This is a genomic window from Streptomyces sp. AK010 (assembly GCF_014207295.1).
GTDB lineage: Bacteria > Actinomycetota > Actinomycetes > Streptomycetales > Streptomycetaceae > Streptomyces > Streptomyces massasporeus.
Map to the genome: position 1 here is coordinate 79,869 of NZ_JACHCX010000017.1, position 20,213 is coordinate 100,081.

10 protein-coding genes and 3 pseudogenes are annotated in these 20,213 nt (G+C 71.0%); 2 read left to right on the forward strand and 11 right to left on the reverse strand.

The window, feature by feature from the left end; genetic code table 11:
• Positions 1–37 precede the first annotated feature (37 nt).
• From HDC93_RS28295 to HDC93_RS28305, 3 genes and pseudogenes are all read right to left on the reverse strand, one after another.
• Positions 38–716, reverse strand: a pseudogene (locus HDC93_RS28295) (response regulator); the annotation flags it as partial.
• Positions 713–1,535 (reverse strand): annotated as a pseudogene (locus HDC93_RS28300) (sensor histidine kinase); the annotation flags it as partial. The pseudogenes HDC93_RS28295 and HDC93_RS28300, both read right to left, overlap by 4 nt.
• Positions 1,536–1,553: 18 nt before the next feature.
• Positions 1,554–3,677: a type IIA DNA topoisomerase subunit B gene (locus HDC93_RS28305; protein ID WP_185013690.1), complete on the reverse strand. Its 2,124-nt coding sequence runs from the start codon at positions 3,675–3,677 to the stop codon at positions 1,554–1,556.
• Between the two features lie 441 nt (positions 3,678–4,118).
• Here HDC93_RS28305 and HDC93_RS28310 point away from each other — a divergent pair, with 441 nt between their 5' ends.
• Positions 4,119–4,349, forward strand: a complete 231-nt coding sequence (locus HDC93_RS28310) for a hypothetical protein (protein ID WP_003993464.1) — start codon at positions 4,119–4,121, stop codon at positions 4,347–4,349.
• Positions 4,350–4,572: 223 nt separating this feature from the next.
• Here the strand turns inward: HDC93_RS28310 and HDC93_RS28315 are convergent, their stop codons facing one another.
• The 8 genes and pseudogenes from HDC93_RS28315 to HDC93_RS28350 form a co-directional block, all read right to left on the reverse strand.
• Entirely contained in the window at positions 4,573–5,418 is an 846-nt protein-coding gene (locus HDC93_RS28315) for a trypsin-like serine protease (RefSeq protein ID WP_185013691.1), read from the reverse strand.
• A gap of 144 nt (positions 5,419–5,562) precedes the next feature.
• Positions 5,563–6,578 (reverse strand): annotated as a pseudogene (locus HDC93_RS28320) (IS30 family transposase).
• Positions 6,579–6,817: 239 nt separating this feature from the next.
• On the reverse strand, positions 6,818–8,359 hold the full coding sequence (locus HDC93_RS28325) for an RNA polymerase sigma factor (protein ID WP_185013692.1): 1,542 nt from the start codon (positions 8,357–8,359) through the stop codon (positions 6,818–6,820).
• Between the two features lie 427 nt (positions 8,360–8,786).
• Positions 8,787–9,674 carry a FadR/GntR family transcriptional regulator gene (locus HDC93_RS28330; RefSeq protein WP_185013693.1) on the reverse strand — a complete coding sequence of 296 codons (888 nt, stop codon included), beginning with the start codon at positions 9,672–9,674 and terminating at the stop codon, positions 8,787–8,789.
• Between the two features lie 161 nt (positions 9,675–9,835).
• Positions 9,836–12,208 (reverse strand): ATP-binding cassette domain-containing protein, encoded by a 2,373-nt coding sequence (locus HDC93_RS28335; RefSeq protein WP_185013694.1) that lies wholly within the window; start codon positions 12,206–12,208, stop codon positions 9,836–9,838.
• A gap of 146 nt (positions 12,209–12,354) precedes the next feature.
• Positions 12,355–13,113 carry an NUDIX domain-containing protein gene (locus HDC93_RS28340; RefSeq protein WP_142158764.1) on the reverse strand — a complete coding sequence of 253 codons (759 nt, stop codon included), beginning with the start codon at positions 13,111–13,113 and terminating at the stop codon, positions 12,355–12,357.
• Positions 13,114–13,242: 129 nt separating this feature from the next.
• Complete coding sequence (locus HDC93_RS28345) at positions 13,243–15,159, reverse strand: glycogen debranching N-terminal domain-containing protein (RefSeq protein WP_185013758.1); 1,917 nt, start codon at positions 15,157–15,159, stop codon at positions 13,243–13,245.
• Between the two features lie 622 nt (positions 15,160–15,781).
• Positions 15,782–17,647, reverse strand: a complete 1,866-nt coding sequence (locus HDC93_RS28350) for a DUF4192 family protein (RefSeq protein ID WP_185013695.1) — start codon at positions 17,645–17,647, stop codon at positions 15,782–15,784.
• A 141-nt stretch (positions 17,648–17,788) separates the two neighbouring features.
• Here HDC93_RS28350 and HDC93_RS28355 point away from each other — a divergent pair, with 141 nt between their 5' ends.
• Complete coding sequence (locus HDC93_RS28355) at positions 17,789–19,954, forward strand: RecQ family ATP-dependent DNA helicase (RefSeq protein ID WP_185013696.1); 2,166 nt, start codon at positions 17,789–17,791, stop codon at positions 19,952–19,954.
• Positions 19,955–20,213 lie beyond the last annotated feature (259 nt).

The window sequence follows — 20,213 nt, forward strand, 5'->3', positions numbered from 1 at the left end:
TCCTCTTCCCCTCGGTCTTCACCCCTTCAGGTGACTGACCCGCTGGTGGCCGCACGAGTCCTGTCGCGTAGGCGTAACGCACCGCCTGCGCACGGTCCTTGAGTCCTGTCTTGGTGAAGAGGTTGTTGATGTGGGTCTTCACGGTCGCCGTGGAGACATGCAGCCTCCGGGCGATCTCCGCGCTGTTGAGCCCTTCCGCGATGAGGAGCAGCACCTCCATCTCCCGGGCGGTGAGCCCGTCCGGCGGCTCAGACGGCGCGGCCGGTGCGGGCTCGGCCTGCGCGAGACGCTCCAGCAGTCGCCTCTGGATGCCCGGTGAGAGGCCCGCGTCTCCCGAGAGCACGCTGTGCACGGCTCGCACGATCTCGTCCCCGCCCGCGTCCTTGGTGAGACAGCCGCGGGCCCCCGCCTCCAGGGCCGGGGACAGCGACTCGTCGTCCGCGAACGTCGTGCGCACCACGACCTGCCTCCCGGAGTGCTCCGCGCGGATCCTGCGAGTCGCCTCCACACCGTCGCAGCGCGGCATGCGCAGGTCCATCAGCACCACGTTCGGGGCGAGTCCGGCGACGAGCGCCACCGCCTCCTCCCCGTCCCGCGGCTCCGACAACCTCGATCCCGGGCAGCAGACCGAGCAGCATCACGATGCCCTCCCGCACCACGGTCTGATCGTCGGCGACCACCACCCGAGCGGACTTCGGCTCGGCCTCCTGCGTCATACCGGCACCTTCAACGTCACCACGAACCCCTCCTCACCCGGCCCGGCCTCGAGGGAGCCGCCCAGCAACTCGGCACACTCCCGCATGCCCAGCAGACCGTGCCCGGCCCCCGACCCGGTCAGTTCGCCCGGCGAGCCCCCCGAGTCCCGTACATCCAGGGTCACTTCGTGCGGACGGTAGTCGAGCCTGAGGCGTACCTTGGCGCCAGGGGGCGTGCTTGCGGACGTTCGCCAGAGCCTCCTGTGCCGCTCTGCGCACGGCCTGGGACGCCTCGGTCGGCAAGGCCCTGCGTTCACCCGTGCCGGTGATCTCGGCGCCTCCGGCCGCGCTGACCAGCTCGTTCAGGAAGTCCTCCAGCGGAGTCAGCTCGCCGCGCAGGGCGGAGAGCGCCTGCCGGGTCTCGGCGAGGCCGCCTCGCGCCATCTCCCGCGCCGCGACCACACGTTCGTGGATCTGCTCCCGTTCTCCTCCCCGCTCGATCAGCAATCGGGCCGCCTCCAAGTGCACGAGCTGGGCCGAGAGGCTGTGCGCCAGCACGTCGTGGATCTCCCGTGCTGTACGGGCCCGTTCCGCGAGCGCCGCCGTCTCCGCCTCGGCCGCACGCGCCGCCCGATCCTGGGCGAGGAGCCGCTGTGCGCTGCCGCGGGCCTCGGCGTCGAGGCGCAGCGTGCAGCCGGCCAGGGCGATGCCGATGCCGGTGACCACGGTCGTCAGCACATCGTCGTTCTGGGCGACCCCGTACGCGCCGAGTGCCACTCCGGCGGCGCTCAGGGCGACCGCCGCCGGCAGCCGTTCCAGCGCCGAGAGGGCGCAGCCGCACCGAGCCCGGTGCCGCGGCTACGCGTCGATCCGTGACCGGTCCAGCGTCGCCGCCGAGTTGGAGATGAACTCCTTGCGCGGCGCCACGTCGTTGCCCATCAGCAGATCGAAGACCTGCTCGGCGGACTCCAGGTCGGAGAGGTTGATCCGCCGCAGGGTGCGGTGACGCGGGTCCATCGTCGTCTCGGCCAGCTGGTCGGCGTCCATCTCGCCGAGGCCCTTGTAGCGCTGGATCGAGTCCTTGTAGCGGATGCCCTTGCTCTGGAACTCCATGAGCTTGTCGCGCAGTTCGCGGTCCGAGTACGTGTAGACGTACTTGTCCTGGCCCTTCTTCGGCTGGATGATCTCGATGCGGTGCAGCGGCGGCACCGCCGCGAAGACCCGGCCGGCCTCGACCATGGGCCGCATGTAGCGGTGGAACAGCGTCAGCAGCAGGGTGCGGATGTGCGAGCCGTCGACGTCGGCGTCGGTCATCATGATGATCTTGCCGTAACGGGCGGTGTCGATGTCGAAGGTCCGGCCCGATCCGGCTCCTATGACCTGGATGATCGCGCCGCACTCGACGTTCTTCAGCATGTCCGTCACGGACGACTTCTGGACGTTGAGGATCTTGCCGCGAATCGGCAGCAACGCCTGGAACTCGGAGTTCCGGGCGAGCTTCGCCGTGCCGAGCGCGGAGTCACCCTCGACGATGAACAGCTCGCTGCGGTCGACGTCGTCGCTGCGGCAGTCGGCCAGCTTGGCGGGCAGCGAGGAGGACTCCAGGGCCGTCTTGCGCCGCTGCGCGTCCTTGTGCTGCCGGGCGGCGATGCGCGTGCGGGCCGCGGCGACAGCCTTCTCCATCACGACACGGGCCTGCTGGGCGGCGTCCCGCTTCGTGGACGTCAGGAACGCCTTGAATTCCCTGGAGATCACCGTGTTCACAATCCGGCGGGCCGCAGAGGTCCCGAGGACCTCCTTGGTCTGCCCCTCGAACTGCGGCTCGGCCAGGCGCACGGTCACGACCGCCGTCAGGCCCTCCAGCGCGTCGTCCTTGACGATGTCGTTCTCGGCGACCCGCAGCAGCTTCTTGGCGCGGAGCACCTCGTTCATCGTGGCGGCCACGGCCTGCTCGAAGCCGGCGACATGGGTGCCGCCCTTGGGCGTGGCGATGATGTTCACGAACGACCTCAGGGTCGTGTCGTACCCCGTGCCCCAGCGCATCGCCACGTCGACATCGAGCTCACGGGTGACCTGGGTGGGGGTCATCTGGCCGTGCTCGTCCAGAACCGGGACGGTCTCCTTGAAGGTGCCCTGTCCGGAGAAGCGGAGGACGTCGCAGACCGGCTTGTCGTTGGCCAGGTACTCGCAGAACTCACTGATTCCGCCGTCGAAGCGGAAGGACTCCTCGCCCTTGCTGCCGCCCTCGCCGAGCCCGTATTCGTCGCGCACGACGATGGTCAGACCGGGCACCAGGAAAGCGGTCTGGCGGGCGCGCTGATGCAGCGTCTCCAGGTTGAGCTTGGCGTCCTTGAGGAAGATCTGGCGGTCGGCCCAGTACCGCACGCGCGTGCCGGTGCGGGTCTTCGGGATCTTCTTGGCCTTGCGCAGCCCGCTCTTGGCCTCGAACTTGGCCTCCGCGCCGTTCCCCGCGAAGGCGCCGGGGACACCGCGCCGGAAGCTGATCGCGTGCGTGTGGCCACCGCGGTCCACCTCGACGTCCAGCCGGGCGGACAGTGCGTTCACCACGGAGGCGCCGACGCCGTGCAGACCGCCGGAGGCGGCGTAGGAGCCACCTCCGAACTTACCGCCGGCGTGCAGCTTGGTCATGACGACCTCGACACCGGACAGACCGGTCTTGGGCTCGACGTCGATCGGGATGCCCCGTCCGTTGTCCCGGACCTCGACCGAGCCGTCGTCCTGGAGGATCACCTCGATGTGGTCGCAGTACCCGCCCAGGGCCTCGTCGACGGAGTTGTCGATGATCTCCCAGACGCAGTGCATCAAGCCACGGCTGTCGGTCGACCCGATGTACATACCCGGGCGCTTGCGTACGGCCTCGAGCCCCTCGAGGACGAGCAGGTGCCGCGCGGTGTAGTTGGAACCGTCCCGGTCTGCTCCTGCCAGCAGAGCTGTGGACGGCACGGACGTTTCGGCGGTCACGCGGTTCGCTCCTCGCTGAATTTCAGATGGGGCCCTCATGGGTAAGGGCGCGGCTTCAGTCACCGGTGAGAGGGTACCGAGGCCTGGTAGAGCCGTTGTAACGCCACCCTCGTCGGAAACTCACACTAGTCCACACTCGCATACGTGTTCGATCCCTCGATGGAGTGAAGTACACATCACGTTCCCTTCCAGGCATGAACCATTTAGGCTCCGGGCACGTCCTCATGAACAACCGGCAACCCAGCCGGGAGGACCGACCACCGATACAACGCGAAGCCCCGTAAGACACATAGACACGCAATACGGCACATTCGCCGCCAACCGGCAGCAGACAGCCGCCTCGCAAGATTCTTTCGAGGAAAAGCCACGAGCGGGAACGTTTTGGGGCTGGTTGGATGTTGACCCTGGTACGACAGCTCGTCGAGCTAGAGAAGAGGCGACGTGACTACTGTTCTGACCCCCGCGAGCCCCCTGACGGCCGCTGATCGCTGCGACCGCTGCGGCGCCCAGGCGTACCTGCGCGTCGTCCTGCTCAGCGGCGGAGAACTGCTCTTCTGCGCCCACCACGGCCGCAAGTTCGAGCCGGAACTCAAGAAGATCGCCGCTGAGATACAGGACGAGACGGAGCGGCTCACGTCCGCTCCCGCGACCGCCTCCGAAGAAGAGCGCTGAGACCTCGCGTCCGACGACGAGCCAGCCCGGCACAGGCCGGTGAACGGGCGGCTTCCTCTGGTCACCAGGGGCAAGCCGCCCGTTCTCGTCGTTCCAGCCGGTTCAGGCGCCCAGCCGATGCAGGGCTCCGCCGGACGCCTCACGCACCGCCCGAGCCCCGTGCCGGCGGCTCCACCGGGTCACGCACCACTCGAAGCCCGTGCCCGTGCGACTCCACCGGGCCTCACGCACCGCCCGAAGCCCGTGCCCAGCCGAGTGTCCGCATGATGTCGGACACCCGCATGTAGACCCCGGGGTTGCCGGCCCTGCCACATCCGATCCCCCAGGACACGAGCCCGATCAGGCGCCCCTGGGCCACCAGTGGCCCTCCACTGTCCCCCTGACAGGCGTCGCGGCCCCCCTCGGTCTCCCCGGCGCACAGCATGCTCGTGGCGTCGTAGGTGCCGTCCGAGCCGCCCGGGTACGCCTCCTCGCACAGCGCGTCGGGGAGCACGCGCACGCGCGCCGCCCGCAGGCTGTCGGGGTACTCGCCGGCACCCGAGGTGTCGCCCCACCCGTACACCGTGGCGGTCTCGCCCGCCGTGTACGCGGGATCACCGTCGGCCGCCATGCCGATGACCGGGTCACCCTGAAGCGGTTCGGCCAGAGTGAGCACGGCGAAGTCCCCGGCATTGCTGACACCGTCGTAGGCCGGGTTCACCCACGTGTGGCGCACGATGACCTCCTGGCCGCTGCCTGAGAGCAGGTCTGTGCGTCCGGCTATGACCTTGAGGTCACGTACGCGCTCGGGCGGCCCTCCCAGGACGTCCTCGTCCAGGCAGTGGGCCGCGGTGAGCACGGTCGAGCGACCGACCGCCACGCCTCCGCAGAACTGCCCCGCGCGCGTACCCCCGAACCGGTCACGACTGGACAGGGCCACCGTCCACGGGCTCTGGGACGCCTCGACGGGAAATCCACCTATGACCACACTGTCGGCGGCCACAGGGGCACTGGAGCCCATTGCCAGGGCCGGTACCGCGACTGCCAGGACCAGCGGCGGGACCAGAGCTCGTGCCAGACGACGACGCATACGCACTCCTCACTCCGTGGTGTCCGTGGGACACCCAGAGTGATTCACCCCGCGGAACCCCGCACCCGCGGCAAGGCAGCATCACGAAGGCCCGGCCGGCGCTGGGCGCTTTCCAGGGGTCGTGGCAACACGTGGTCGTGCTGATCAGGCCGCGAGCAGTTCATGCAGACGATCGGCTGGGGTTTCCCAGCCGAGCGTTTTGCGTGGGCGGCCGTTGAGTTCGGCGGCGACGGCGTCCAGGTGCTCGCGGCTGTGGACGGACAGGTCGGTGCCCTTGGGGAAGTACTGCCGCAGCAGGCCGTTGGTGTTCTCGTTCGAGCCGCGCTGCCAGGGGCAGGCCGGGTCGCAGAAGTAGAGCGGGATGCCGGTGGCCACGGTGAACGCACCGTGAGCGCCCATCTCACTGCCCTGGTCCCAGGTCAGGGACCGTCTGAGGTGGGACGGCAGGTCTGGACCGTGGTGACCAGCGCGTCCCGGACGCTCTCGGCGCCGTGGTCGCCGGGCAGGTGCGGGAGCATGACGTAGCGGGTTGCGCGTTCGACCAGGGTGCCGATGGCCGTCTTCCCGTCCTTGCCGATGATGAGGTCGCCCTCCCAGTGGCCGGGAACGGCTCGGTCTTCCACCTCGGCGGGCCGTTCGCTGATCATGAGCATGGGGGTGGAGAACCGCGGCTGGCGCTGCTGGGCCTGGCGGCGGGGCTTGCGCCGGGCGCGGCCGGTGCGCGGGGCGCGGGCGAGCTCGCGGCGCAGCTCTCCCCGCCCCTGGATGGAGAGGGCCTGGTAGACGGTCTCGTGGACCACATGCATCTCCGGCCGGTCGGGGAACTGTGTCCGCAGAGCCTGGCAGATCTGCTCCGGACTCCACCGCAGGTGCAGGCGGTCCTGAATGAAGTCGCGCAGCTCCGGGTTCTGGCTGACCTTCCCCGGCTTGGGGCGGGGCCGGCGGGCGTCCTCGCGGGCCTGGGCCGCGTGCGGGCGGTACTGACCGTTCCCCGGATGCCGGTTGCGGCGGATCTCGCGGCTGATGGTGGACGGGCTGCGGCCCAGCTCGGCGGCGATGGCCCGCATAGTGGCCTTCTCCCGCAGCCGGTCGGCGATGTAGATCCGGTCGTCCTCGCGCAGGTACCTCGACGGACCGGAAGGCGGCACCACCGCGTGGATCGGTGGTGCCGCCTTCTGCCTGCGGTCGGCACTGCGGCCGTTCCGTCATCGCCGACCGGTCTTGTCGTCGATGCCGACGATCCGGCACGCCTCTTTGTTGCTCAGGCCCTGCTGCATGAGCCGGGAGTATGCCTCCCGCTCACGCAGCAGCTTCTTGGGCCCTTTGGGCTACCGTCCGAAGCTCCCGAACCTTGAAGGGAAGCCTCGGGGAACCGGGCCTTCGTGTCGTACGACCTCGCTCAGTCGAGGTAGTCGCGCAGCACCTGCGAACGCGACGGGTGGCGCAGCTTCGACATGGTCTTGGACTCGATCTGGCGGATCCGCTCGCGCGTGACGCCGTAGACCTTGCCGATCTCGTCGAGGGTCTTCGGCTGACCGTCGGTGAGGCCGAAGCGCATCGAGACCACGCCCGCCTCGCGCTCGGACAGGGTGTCCAGGACGGAGTGCAGCTGCTCCTGCAGGAGCGTGAAACTGACCGCGTCGGCAGGAACGACGGCCTCGGAGTCCTCGATGAGGTCACCGAACTCGCTGTCGCCGTCCTCGCCCAGCGGGGTGTGCAGCGAGATGGGCTCGCGGCCGTACTTCTGGACCTCGATGACCTTCTCGGGGGTCATGTCGAGTTCCTTGGCCAGCTCCTCCGGGGTGGGCTCACGGCCCAGGTCCTGGAGCATCTGGCGCTGCACGCGCGCGAGCTTGTTGATGACCTCGACCATGTGCACCGGGATACGGATGGTGCGGGCCTGGTCGGCCATGGCGCGGGTGATCGCCTGACGGATCCACCAGGTGGCGTACGTGGAGAACTTGTAGCCCTTGGTGTAGTCGAACTTCTCGACCGCGCGGATCAGACCGAGGTTGCCCTCCTGGATGAGGTCCAGGAACAGCATGCCGCGGCCGGTGTAACGCTTGGCCAGGGAGACCACCAGACGGAGGTTGGCCTCCAGGAGGTGGTTCTTGGCGCGGCGGCCGTCCTCGGCGATGATCTCCAGCTCGCGCTTGAGCTTCGGGGCCAGCTTGTCGGCGTTCGCCAGCTTGTCCTCGGCGAACAGACCCGCCTCGATGCGCTTGGCGAGCTCGACCTCCTGCTCGGCGTTGAGCAGGGGGACCTTGCCGATCTGCTTGAGGTAGTCCTTGACCGGGTCGGCGGTGGCTCCGGCGGCGGCGACCTGCTGGGCAGGCGCGTCGTCCTCGTCCTCGTCGGAGAGTACGAAGCCCGCGTTCTCGGTGGTGCCCTCGGGCTCCTCACCGGCCTTGCCGGGGGCTGCCTCCTCGAGCACCTCCTCCTCGAGGATCTCGGCGTCGTCCTTCTTGGCGCCGGTCTTCTTGGCCGCCGTCTTCTTGGCGACGGTCTTCTTCGCTGCGGCCTTCTTGGCGGTCGTCTTCTTGGCAGCCGCCTTCTTGGCGGGTGCCTCCTCCTCGGCGGCGGGCTCCGCGGCGGGCGCCGCCGGCGTGGCGGTGGCAGTGGCCTTCCGGGTGGTCACCGCCTTGGCCGCGACCGTCTTGGTGGCGGTGCGCTTGGCGGGACTCTTCGCTGCGACGCTCTTTCGGGTGCGCTTGGGCTCTGCGGCACTGACCATCAGCGTCACACCCTCTTCCTCGAGGATCTGGTTGAGGCTGCGCAGTACGTTCTTCCACTGAGTGGCCGGAATCTGGTCAGCTTCGAAGGCCCGACGCACGTCATCGCCGGCGATCTGCCCCTCAGCCTTTCCCCGCTCAATGAGCGCCATGACAGAGACGGACTCGGCGATCTCCGGCGGGAGCGTACGGGATGTGCTGGCCGACACGAACAACCTCTCGGAACGTTGGAAAACGGCTTCCGGCCCCGTCCACAGTGGACAGGAGCCGACCGCCGGCTTGGGGATGGGCCGACGGCGCGGGCGGGGGCCGGGAAGATGCACAGCGCCGTGAACGACGTCCGTATTCCCTCCGCGGCAGTCACCTCTTAGGTCATCGCGTTCTTCCCGCGAGCGTTACGCCCAATCCGCGTGGCCCGAGTCACACCCCGTAAGCGAACAAAAACGGTCAGACACTGACAGAGGAGGTCACATACGGTACCGACCCGGGCCGCCCTGCCGGGCCCCGGCCCCTTCGCGCCGTCGGACCCCGCAGGGTCCCAAGGATCCCACGGGGTCCGACGGGAGGCGGATCACCGATCAGGCACTGCCACAGGAGGGGGGTGGCACACCCGGCCGCGCCGCCCGCGGAACGCGGTCAGTGCTCGCGCGGGGCGGGCACGACCCGTTCGACCTCGGGGTGGACCGTGAGGAGTTGACGCATGGCCGCCTCGGCCGCCGTTCCGTCACCGGCGGCGAGGGCGTCGCAGATGCGGCCGTGGTGCCCCAGGGACGTCTCGTTCGGCCGGTCACAGCCCGTGACCGGGCTGCCGGAGACCTGAAGGGCCGCGGACACGATCCCGGAGAGGTGCTCCAGCATGCGGTTGCCCGCGACCTGGATGAGCAGCGAGTGGAACTCGGAGTCGGCGCGGGAGAAGGTGAGCGCATCACCCTGGGCCATCGCGTGCCCCATGATCTCGACCATGTCGGCGAGGCGCTGCTGGACGTCCTCGCGCCCATGCCCGGCGGCGAGGCGGGCGGCGAGCGGCTCGATGGTCCACCGCAGCTCGCTCAGCTCGCGGCGCTGATCGTCACGCTGCGGCCCGAAGGCCCGCCACTCGATGATGTCCGGGTCGAGGAGATTCCAGTCGCTGACGGGGCGCACGCGCGTGCCGACGTTCGGCCGGGCGCTCACCAGACCCTTGGCCTCCAGGACGCGGAGCGACTCGCGGACGACGGTGCGGGAGACCTCGAAGCGCTGGCCAATCTCCTCGGGCACCAGAGGGCGGTCCGCGCCCAGATCGCCGGACACGATCATCTGACCCAGCTGTTGGACGAGTTGGCCGTGCAGCCCGCGTCCGCGGCTGCCCGCGGCGCGTCGGCCCACGCGGCCCAGCTCGGGGTCCCCGCCCTCCCAGGCGGGGATCCCGACACGGTCGACGGCGGGCGCCTCGGCGTACGGGTAGCGGTCGAGTTCGCCCGGGCTCGTGAGGCCGGAGTCAGCGGAGCGGGCGGCGGTCATCATGGTGTGCGCAAGGGTACTCACGCATCCTTTGTCGGCGCCGTCTCCAACTCCCTTGAGGTCTTTGGTGAAAAGCACACGAAAGGGTGATCGCTCACCCCGTCGCAATTGACGCCTTATCAGAAAGAAATGGGCGTTCTGCGGGGAGTTGCGCACATGGCCGGACTAAGGGTTACGGACAGTCGTCACCGGAACCTGCTGCGCAGGGTGGTGAGCAGATACGCGCAGAGCAGCGCGGTCAGCGACAACGTCAGTGCTCCGCCTACGGGTTGGGAGACCACCTTGAGCGCGGCCTCCAGGTAGCGCTCGCCCCCGAAGGGCCATCGCGGCAGAAGGGCCTCCCGCAGCCGCACGGGGAGTCCGGCCGCCGTTCGCACGGACGGTCCGTTCACGAGCTGGTGCACGACAGGCACGACGAGGAGGGGGACGGCGCCCACGGCGGCGAGTCCGGCCGTGGTGGAGCGGAAGACGCCTGCGGCGAGTACGCCGGCCCAGGCGCAGCCGACCACGAGCCCGATCCAACTGGCACCCAGCGGGAACCAGTCGACGGGAACCTGGGCGAGCTCCCGTCCGTAGACGAGATAGAGCACTTCGGCGTCGCAGCCGACAGTGAGGACGGCCAGCACCAGCGCGGTGGCCGAGGAGACGAGCAGTTTGGCGGCCAGCAGCCCCAGTCGGCGGGGCACGGTGCCGCGGTCCGCCGCCAGCGCGGGGTGGCGGAACTCGTCGCCGAAGGCCAGCGCGCCGAGCAGTCCCGCGCCGAGCGCCGCGGGCGGCAGGGGAAGCTCCTGCGGCCACGCGGCCAGCAGGCGCGGCTGCGGAGTGTGCCCGATGCGTGCGAGCACGACCGCGATCACAGCGGACACGGCGAGCGTGACGGCACCGGTCAGGAACCCGGTGCCGATCCCGGTGGCGCGGCGGATCTCGTAGCGGAGAGGGCGGAGAGGGCTGGGGGCGGCGCGGACGGAGATGGGCGGCGGCAGAGGAGGCAGTGCGTCGAGTGTGCGAACCGTGCCGGCACGGGCGTCGCGCGGCGACCTGTGCGACGAGGGCGCGGTCACCGCCGGGGAACCGTCGCCTGGGTGACCGGCCGAGGAGGCGCCCAAGAGCTCATCCGGCTCGGCGTCGGGCAGCTGCGGTTGCCCGACGGACAGCGACGCCGTGTTTGCGACCGGCTTCGGTGCGTCCGGGTGGGGTTCCGGCGCGGGTGTGGGCGGCGGCTCAGTCATGGGGGCTGTCGGCCCTCCAGAGGAAGGCGACGGCTCTCGTGTGGCCGGCTCCCGTGCGTCCGAAAAGGATTCCGGCGCGAGTGTGGGCTGCGTCTCGATCGAGATGGCAGCCGGGCCTCCTGTTGAGGGAGAGGGCTCGTCCGCGACCGACTCCAGCGCGTCCGAGAGGGGCCCCGGCTCAGGCGTGGGGCGTGACTCGATCACGTGGGCCGAGGGATGTGGTGTGGACGGTCTCGAAGGATCGAGAGGGGGTCCCTGCTCTCCGGGCCGGGGCGCGAGGACTGTCCGGTGTGCATCAGTGACGCGGTCCGACTCATCAAGACTTCGGTCATCGACCGCGTCAGCGATGCGTCCTGACTCCACTGGATCCCGGCCATGCGACGCGTCCGTGATGCGCCCTGCCTCGACGCGACTTCGCTCAGACACTCCGCTTGCCTGAGCACCCCCCGCACCGGGCCCCATGTCCCCGACCTCGTCGGCGAGTTGGTGAACGACGATGCCATGGCGGAACGCAGTTTCGCCGATGTCCGCGCACGTACCGCCGTACACCGAAAGGCGGTTGCCGCCGTCGTGGACGACTTCGACGGAGCGCTGCGAGGTGCGGGCCTGCTTGGCCAGGAGAACCGCCAGACGGGCCGCGTGCGGGCTGCGTACGGCGACTCGGGGGCGAAGGCGGGTGCGCGAGAACTCCGCGGCCTCCTGATCGGCCACGATCCTGCCCTGCTCCAGGGTGACGACCTGGTCCGCCGTGCGCGCGGCTCCCTTCGGGTCGGACGTGGTGAAGAGAACCGTGCCGCCCTGAGCGGCGTGGGCACGCAACATGCCGTGCAGCCAGGTGCCCTCACGCGTGGAGAGCCCGTCGGCCGGGTCGTCGAGGACGAGGGTGTGCGGGTCGGCCAGGAGGACGCAGGCCAGGCCGAGGCGCCGGTCCATGCCACGGGAGAGGGTGCCGAGGCGTTCCTCGCGCAGGCTCACGAGCCCGACGGCCTCCAGGACTTCGTCGGCACGCCGGACCGGGACGCCCGCGGCGGCACACAGCATGCGCAGATGACCCCGGACCGTGCGGGCGGGATGCCCGGGCACGTCGCCCAGCAGCACACCGACCTCGCGCGAGGGATGGGCGATGCGATGCAGGGGGCGGCCGCGGAAGTGGGTGATGCCGCGCCCCTGTTGCAGTTCGAGCATCAGCCTGAGGACCGTCGTCTTGCCGGCGCCCGGTGCTCCGAGCAGCGCGGTGATGCGGCCCGCCCGCGCCTCGAAGGAGACGTCGTCGGCTGCGGGCGGACGCTCTTTGCGCGGCTTGCTGGTCAGTCCGAAGGCCTGGATCACTCACAGCAAGATAGCGCGCTATGTCCGGTTTTTCGGGCACCCCGCAGTCCGCCTCGGGCAGGACCGTCGCCCGCGACCGGACCGCGTGCGGGTCGATCTCCGGGCCCGGCGAGGTCCGCGGCAGGCGCGCATGGCAGGCCCGCCGGTCACACCTCGGGGCGCAGCATCGGGGGGTTGAGCAGCGTCGCGCCACCGGCGCGGAAGAGCTGGGCCGGGCGACCGCCCTGTCGGGTCGTCGTCCCACCGGTGGGAACGAGGAAGCCCGGAGTGCCCGTGACCTTGCGGTGGAAGTTGCGCGGGTCGAGCGCCACGCCCCACACCGCCTCGTAGACACGGCGCAGTTCCCCGACGGTGAACTCGGGCGGGCAGAAAGCGGTGGCCAGCGACGAGTACTCGATCTTGGATCTGGCGCGCTCCACTCCGTCCGCGAGGATCTGCGCATGGTCGAAGGCGAGTGGCGCCACCGGCTCGGCGTCCCGCCCATAGCCGCCCTGCTGCAACAACTCCTCGACCGGGGCCCAGCGCGCGTTGCTGGCGTCTCCGCCGGCCCGGGGCGCGGGCAGGTCGGGGGCGAGAGCGAGGTGGGCGACGCTCACGACCCGCATCCTGGGGTCCCGCTTGGGGTCTCCGTAGGTGGCGAGCTGCTCCAGATGTGCGCCGTTGTCCTGAGCCGGGACGGACGGGTCGTGGACGCTCAGTCCGGTCTCCTCGGCCAGCTCCCGAGCCGCGGCCTGCGCCAAGTCCTCGTCGGCCCGTACGAAGCCGCCGGGCAGCGCCCAACGTCCCTGGAACGGCGGTTCGCCCCTGCGTACCGCCAGCGCACACAGAGCATGGCGGCGCACGGTCAGTACGACCAGGTCCACGGTGACGGCGAAGGGCGGGAACGCTGACGGGTCGTAGGGCATGCGGCGATCATAGTCGTCTGCCTGACGATAAACACTCCCTTCTTCGGTCCCTTCCCTTACTGATCCACTTCGGTCGGATTCGAACTCCACTGCCTGGCACCTGGTCCTACATGCGTACGTCGCCGCACGTCAGACCCCCAGCTGCAGTCCGTCGGCCGCCTCCTCGACCATGGCGAGGCCCAGCCGGCTCACCCGCACGGAGAACGGGGCGCCCGCCACGCGCAGTCCCGTGAAGCCGATCTCCCCGAGGGGTGCCCCCCGCATGGGGCGCAGGGTGACCGTCCCGGCCGGGGCGTCGGGGCGGATGCCGGCGAGGGTGGTCAGAAGCAGCACTCCGGCGGCTGCCGCTGTGGCCGCGGGGCGGCAGGCCGCCGGGTGCGGGAGCGGAGCACTTCCTGCGGTGCGCTGCTCCCCCGCGTACATCTCGGGCAGCCGGTGGGCGAAGGTCTCCGCGGCCGCGAGTACGCCGCGCAGCAGCGAGCTTGCCTCCTTCTCGTAGCCGGCGGCGGCCAGTCCGGCGACGGCGAGTGCCGACTCCTGGATCCGTACGGCTCCTGCTCGGTGGCCGAACGGATTGAATCCGGGTTCCTTCGCGCCCAGTCCGCGCAGCCCCCACCCGGAGTCCATGAGCGGGCCACCGAGCAGCCGGGCAAGCTTCTCGGTCCGGACCTTGTCGAGCAGACCGGGTGCCAGTTCGCCCCCGCCCAGCAGGCCGGTGTCGAGGAGGTGCACGGCGGCCGCGCCGAGGTGGGGAACCAGCCTGCCGTCCGGGGCACGGGCTGCCGCGGGTCGGCCGCCCCCGCGGTCCTCCACCCAGAAGTCCCGAGCGAACGCGGTCCGCAAGGCCTGTGCCCATTCCCGGAGAGCCGCTCCCCCCGCCCGTCCACAGGAGTCGAGCAGGTCGGCGCCGAGCAGGGCGGCACGGTGGGCGTGAGCCTGCGTCTCACAGCGGACGCCGCCCGGGTTCGGGTCGCCCAGGTACGCGCCGTCGCCCACGCTGGTGCGCAGCCATGCCAGACAGCGCTCGGCGGCGGGCAGCAGCTCTTCCGTCTCCTGCTCGGGGAGACCCCAGCGGCGGGCCTCGGCGAGCAGGGCGGGGAACAGCAGCGTGGCCTCTGTACCGGTGCACTGCGGCGGCAGGTGCGGCCCTGCGTCCCGTCTGGGGCCGGGGATCATTCCGGACTGCGCGCCGGGGCCGGTGAGTTGGGTCCGGGCAAGGATCCGCAGCGTCCCGGCGGCGAGGCCGGTGCCGAGTGGCAGCGCCATCCGGGCGGCGACCAGCGCGTCGGCGGGGGCCAGACCGCAGCGCCAGGGTGCGCCGGCCGCGAGGTGGGTGTCGGCGGGGTTCGCGGAGTCGCGCAGGAGGAGGGCCTGGAGGTCCTCGATGCTCGTCCGCAGCAGGGCTGGGGCTCTCGGATCGTCGCCCTCAGCACACGCCGCGGCCAGAGGGCTGGTCGCGGCTCGCCCCGCGGCCCGGAGGGCCCCCGCGCCGTCCGGCCGCACCCGCAGCTCCACGGTCCTGCTGCCGCCGGGTGGCAGGTCGAGCTCCCAGCGCAGCAGCCCGGCCGAGGCGAGGGCATCCGACGGGGGCGGTTCGGCCGTGACGGACGCGTGGCCGGTGGCGCAGGACCAGCGCAGGCCCGAGCCGTGGACGCTGGCGGAGAGTTCGGGGCCCGCGCCGCCGGAGGCGATCGCCCCGAGGTCGGCCAGGTCGGTGCTCAGGACGATCTCGACCGGCAGCCGCAGCGGGCAGGGAGCTGCGCTGTGCAGGGTGATCCGCTCCGTGCCGTCCGCGAAGCGGTTGCGTTCCACGATCACGTCCGGGTCCGGGCCCGCCTGCGGTGACGCGCGGAGCGTGCCCACGAACCTGGCGCGGTCGGCCGAGACCATCAGGGCCTGCATCGCGAGGGGTTCTCGTCCGGCGACACGGATCTCGCACCGGGAGAGCACGCGCCGCCCGGCACGGTAGAACCCCTCCAGCCCGCGACCGGTCAGCTGCCCTTCGTCGGTCGAGATGGCCAGACCGGGTAGGGCGACGCAGATCATCGCGGTGTGGGCGGGTGGCAAGTCGGTGGACCAGCGCAGTTTGGGGACCGTGGCACCCCGGGGCGGGAGTGACGACGAATACCCCGGTGATGCCGGAGTCCGTCCTTGAGCAGAGGGCGGTGAGTACCCGCCGTACCCCGGACCCGCACCAGGGCGACGACTCTGGGCCGTCCATCGGAGAGACGCTCGGCCCGGGCCCGGTGATGACGGCGAGCGCGAGTCGGGGCCGGTGGGGGCAGAGGCGCTTGACGTACTGCCCGGGAGCCTCGGTCCGTAACCGTCGAGCCGTGCCGCCGGTCGCGGAGGGACAGCCCGCTCCCCCGCCCCTGGCACTCCGGCACCGGGCGGGCCCAGACCCGAAGCGAGGCGTGGCAGGGACCCGCCCTGGGGGCGGCGGTCATCGGCGGCAGCGGGCGGAGTCGGCTGTTGCATGGGGAGGCTTCCTCTGCGCTCAGTGCGCCTCGATGTGTTCGGCGCCGGGGCCGGAGGGCTCCGGCGGAGCGGGGGCAGTGCGGCGTCACGGCCTGTCCAGCCGCTCCGCCACTCAGGTGAACGGTGGGGGCGTCCTCCGAGTCACGCCCGTAGCCCGTCGCCTTGCGCGTCGAGATCGCCCGGCGGTCGCTCACGCCCGGTCGCCCCCGGCGTGACCGGGCGGTACGGCGTCCTGGCCTGTGTCCCGGCAGGGCATGGCCGCCTTCTTGGACGGACGCGCACGCGTACCGGTCGTTCGCACGCTGCCGGACCGCGTAGAGCTCGCCGTTGTGGCACGGCCCGGGCGAGAACCGGTTTCGGTAGCACCAGCGGGGCGCGTGCTGTCCGCCGGCGTGCGCCGCCGGGGAGCCCGAGCTCCCCTGTCACGGTCGTCCACGCCAGAACGTCCGGAGGTGGCGCCAGTGGTACCGGCAGGACGGGAACGGCGGCGACGACGCGACGGCACCGCTGTCGGCAAGGGCGCTTCGGACGACCCGACCTCGGGCGTCACCGCTGTTGGTGAGGGCTTGCCAGAGGCCACGGAATCGGGCGTCACCGCTGGCGGCGAGGACTTGCCGAGGACCCCGGAATCGGGCAACGGCGCCACTGCGGGTGAAGGCTTGCCGAACGGCCCGGAGTCGGACGGCGCCGCTGCCTGCGAAAGCGTGTCGTGTGGCTCGGTCTCGGACGGCGAGGCCGTCCCGCGGGCAGCGGACTCGTTCCCGGCCGCCCGCGGCTCCAAGAGGTCGGCCACCACGCGCCCACGGTCTTCGCGCTCCGATCGCAGGCAGCTTCGGATCGACTCCGGGTCGAGACCTTCATTGCAGGCCTGGTGCAGAAGGCGGGCGAAGAGGTAGTCGGGATCGGCGCCCAGGGCCATGGCCAGGGCTTCTCGGGCCTCCAGTTCGTCTCCGGTGGACCACGCGACCCAGCCGGCCAGGGTCAGCGGCGCCGCGGCATGTTCGCCGTAGGGCCCGACGCAGCGGCGAGCCAGTGTCCTCCAGAGGCGAAGGGCGTGTCCGGCCTCGTCGCCCTCCATCCACTCTGCAGCGCGGTCGCGGGTCGCTCGGTCCTGGAGGCCGAGGATCAGCCGGGCGGCCTCGTGGTGCCCGACCAGTTCGTCGTCGCGGAGATCCGCCAGAAGCATGCCGGAGGCGGGCTGTGCCTCGGCGAGGCGGTCCAGGATCCTCCCGGCCAGTTCCAGCGTCTCGTCGGCCACAGCGACGCGGCCTGTGTCGTCAAGGATCTTCGGCACCAGGGCCATGCTGGCGGCGTCCAGGGCCGCCTCCTGCTCGAGTGCCACGGCGCTCTCCCAGGGGAGCAGCCGGGCCCGGAGCTCCCGCAGCGTGCCGCGCACCTGGATGCCGGCGTAGGTGGCCGCCGCGGCCAGCACGGAGGTGCCGGGCAGGCCCATGGGGGCTCCCTCAGGGGAGCAGCATGCCGCGTTGTCGCAGCAGTAGGACCAGTAGCGGCCCTCCGAGATGCACAGCGCCTCGACCACCACCACGTCCTGGGAACCGCACTCGACACGCAGCCTCTGGGCCAGAGGCCTCAGCCGCTCCATCACCTGCCGACCGGTCTGTCCCTTCTCCGGTTCCTGGCACAGGAAGGCGACCATCGCCTCGGGCCGGGCCCCTCGGCGCTCGCTTCCCGTCACGAGGCCATGGGACAGCTGCCGGGCTGCGGACGGCCAGTCGTCTGCGTTCGCGGGGATACCGAGCCGGGCCCGGCCGCCGAACCGCCCGCGTCCGTCCCCGTCGTGCAGCGCGACCAGGACGATGCTGTCCTCGGGGCGGTATCCGAGCAGGTACGGCAGAGCGTCTGCCAGTTCGGCAGGGGTGCGCAGGGTGACCTGATGCTCGTCGCCGTGACTGCCGTACGCGGAACTGGAGGCGCGCGGCTCGGACGGGTTGCTCTCCTTCCTCGCCCCTTCACCGTTCTTGTGCCCGCCCTGCGCCGCGGGCCCGGTGATGTCGCCGTTCTCGGAGGATCCGGTCGTTTCGCTGTGGTTCGTCATGCGAAGACGATCTCGCGGAACGCAATCCTCCGCTTGAGCCTGTGGATAAGTCCGATCAGGGACACGTCACCCCCAGCCGCTGCGTCCACAGGTTCCGGTGCGCGGCTCCGGATGTCAGTGCCGTCCTGTTGTATGGAACCCATGGAGCACACGAGCAACGCGGACCTCCGGGCGGCGGCCGACGCGGTCCTCGCCCGTCTCGTCGGGGACGTCTCGGGGGAGGCCAGGCTGCGCGAGGACCAGTGGCGGGCGATCGAGGCGCTGGTCGCCGACAGACGCCGTGCCCTGGTCGTCCAGCGCACGGGCTGGGGCAAGTCCGCGGTGTACTTCGTGGCCACCTCGCTGCTGCGGTCGCGGGGCAGCGGCCCGACGGTGATCGTGTCGCCGCTCCTCGCGCTCATGCGGAACCAGGTCGAGGCGGCTGCTCGGGCGGGCATTCACGCCCGGACCATCAACTCCTCCAACACCGAGGAGTGGGACGCCGTTCAGGACGAGATCGCCGCGGGCCAGGTGGACGTCCTCCTGGTGAGTCCTGAGCGGCTCAACAACCCGGATTTCCGGGATCAGGTGCTCCCCCGACTCGCGGCCGCCACGGGGCTCCTCGTGGTGGACGAGGCCCACTGCATCTCCGACTGGGGACACGACTTCCGGCCGGACTACCGTCGGCTGCGCACGATGCTCGCCGATCTCCCTCCTGGCGTGCCGGTGCTCGCGACCACCGCCACGGCCAACGCGCGCGTGACAGCTGACGTCGCGGAACAGCTCGGCACCGGCGGCAGCTCGGACGCCCTCGTGCTGCGCGGTCCGCTGGACCGGGACAGCCTGAGCCTGAGCGTGCTGCGGCTGTCGGACGCCGCGCACCGGATGGCCTGGCTCGCCGAACACCTCGACGAACTGCCGGGGTCCGGAATCATCTACACCCTCACCGTGGCGGCTGCCGAAGAGGTCACCGCCTTCCTCCGGCAGCGGGGGCACACGGTCGCGTCGTACACGGGCAAGACGGAGAACGCCGATCGCCAGCAGGCCGAGGAGGATCTGCTCGGCAACAAGGTGAAGGCACTGGTCGCCACCTCGGCGCTCGGCATGGGCTTCGACAAGCCCGACCTGGGCTTCGTGGTGCACCTGGGTTCGCCCTCCTCCCCCATCGCCTACTACCAGCAGGTGGGCCGCGCCGGGCGCGGTGTGGAGCATGCCGAAGTGCTCCTGCTCCCGGGCAGGGAGGACGAAGCGATCTGGAAGTACTTCGCGTCGCTCGCCTTCCCCTCCGAAGACCTGGTGCGCCGCACGCTCGACATCCTCGGGCACGCGGAAAAGCCCCTGTCGCTCCCCGCCCTGGAGCCCCTGGTCGAGCTGCGCCGCTCCCGCCTGGAGACCATGCTCAAGGTCCTCGATGTGGACGGGGCGGTCAAGCGGGTCAAGGGCGGCTGGATCGCGACCGGGCAGCCGTGGGCGTACGACGCCGAGCGGTACGCGTGGGTGGCGCGTCAGCGCGAAACCGAGCAGCAGGCCATGCGCGCGTACGCGTCGGCGACCGACTGCCGTATGGAGTTCCTGCAGCGCCAGCTGGACGACGAGGCTGCCAAGCCGTGTGGACGCTGTGACAACTGCGCCGGTCCGCGCTTCGCCGCCGACACGTCCGAGGAGGCGCTCGACGCCGCGCGCGTGGACCTGGGCCGGGCCGGTGTCGAGGTGGAGCCCCGACGGATGTGGCCCACCGGGCTGCCGGCAATCGGAGTGGACCTCAAGGGACGCATCCCGGCAGGCGAACAGGCCGCGTCAGGACGCGCGCTGGGGCGACTGTCGGACATCGGGTGGGGCAACCGGCTGCGGCCCATGCTCGCACCCAAGGCACCCGACGGGCCCGTGCCCGACGACGTGGCCAAGGCCGTGGTGGATGTGCTGGCCGACTGGGCCAAGGGTCCCGGCGGCTGGGCCCCGGGCGCTCCGGAGAGCGGGCCGCGCCCGGCCGGCGTCGTCACCGTCGCCTCGCGCACGCGTCCGCATCTCATCAACTCCCTTGGGGCGCGCATCGCAGAGATCGGCCGGCTGCCGTTGCTGGGCGCCGTCGAGTACACCGGCGACGCGTTCTCGGGTTCTCGGAGCAACAGCGCCCAGCGGCTGAAGGCGCTCGACGGGGCCCTGGCCGTGCCACCCTCCCTCGCGTCCGCCCTCACTGAAGCCCAGGGCCCGGTTCTCCTCGTGGACGACTACACGGAGACCGGCTGGACTCTCGCGGTCGCGGCCCGCATGCTCCGACGCTCCGGCGCGCAGGGGGTGTTGCCGCTGGTGCTGGCTGTGCAGGGCTGACGTCGTACGGGGACCGGGGCGGCCGTCCCGGCACGCCTCTGGACGCCGCACACCCCCATGACGTACGAACGTGTCGTGGTCGAACGCCCCATGGGTGATCCGGCGACACACACGGTGGGGATATTAGCCGCGCATCATCTGATAGCGGTCGGCTGCCTCAATTGCTCGTTGCCGCATTCACGTTCGACAGGAAGAATTGAAGTCCGCTCCCGCACGGCTCGCCGGCCGCTCCGGTAGGGCTTTGCTGCGGTGCGCGCTC

Excerpts from the sequence above, each read along its gene's own strand:
- HDC93_RS28345 (WP_185013758.1), bottom strand. The coding sequence starts at position 15,159 with ATGATCTGCGTCGCCCTACCCGGTCTGGCCATCTCGACCGACGAAGGG.
- HDC93_RS28355 (WP_185013696.1), top strand. The coding sequence starts at position 17,789 with ATGGAGCACACGAGCAACGCGGACCTCCGGGCGGCGGCCGACGCGGTC.
- HDC93_RS28350 (WP_185013695.1), bottom strand. The coding sequence starts at position 17,647 with ATGACGAACCACAGCGAAACGACCGGATCCTCCGAGAACGGCGACATC.
- HDC93_RS28315 (WP_185013691.1), bottom strand. The coding sequence starts at position 5,418 with ATGCGTCGTCGTCTGGCACGAGCTCTGGTCCCGCCGCTGGTCCTGGCA.
- HDC93_RS28340 (WP_142158764.1), bottom strand. The coding sequence starts at position 13,113 with ATGCCCTACGACCCGTCAGCGTTCCCGCCCTTCGCCGTCACCGTGGAC.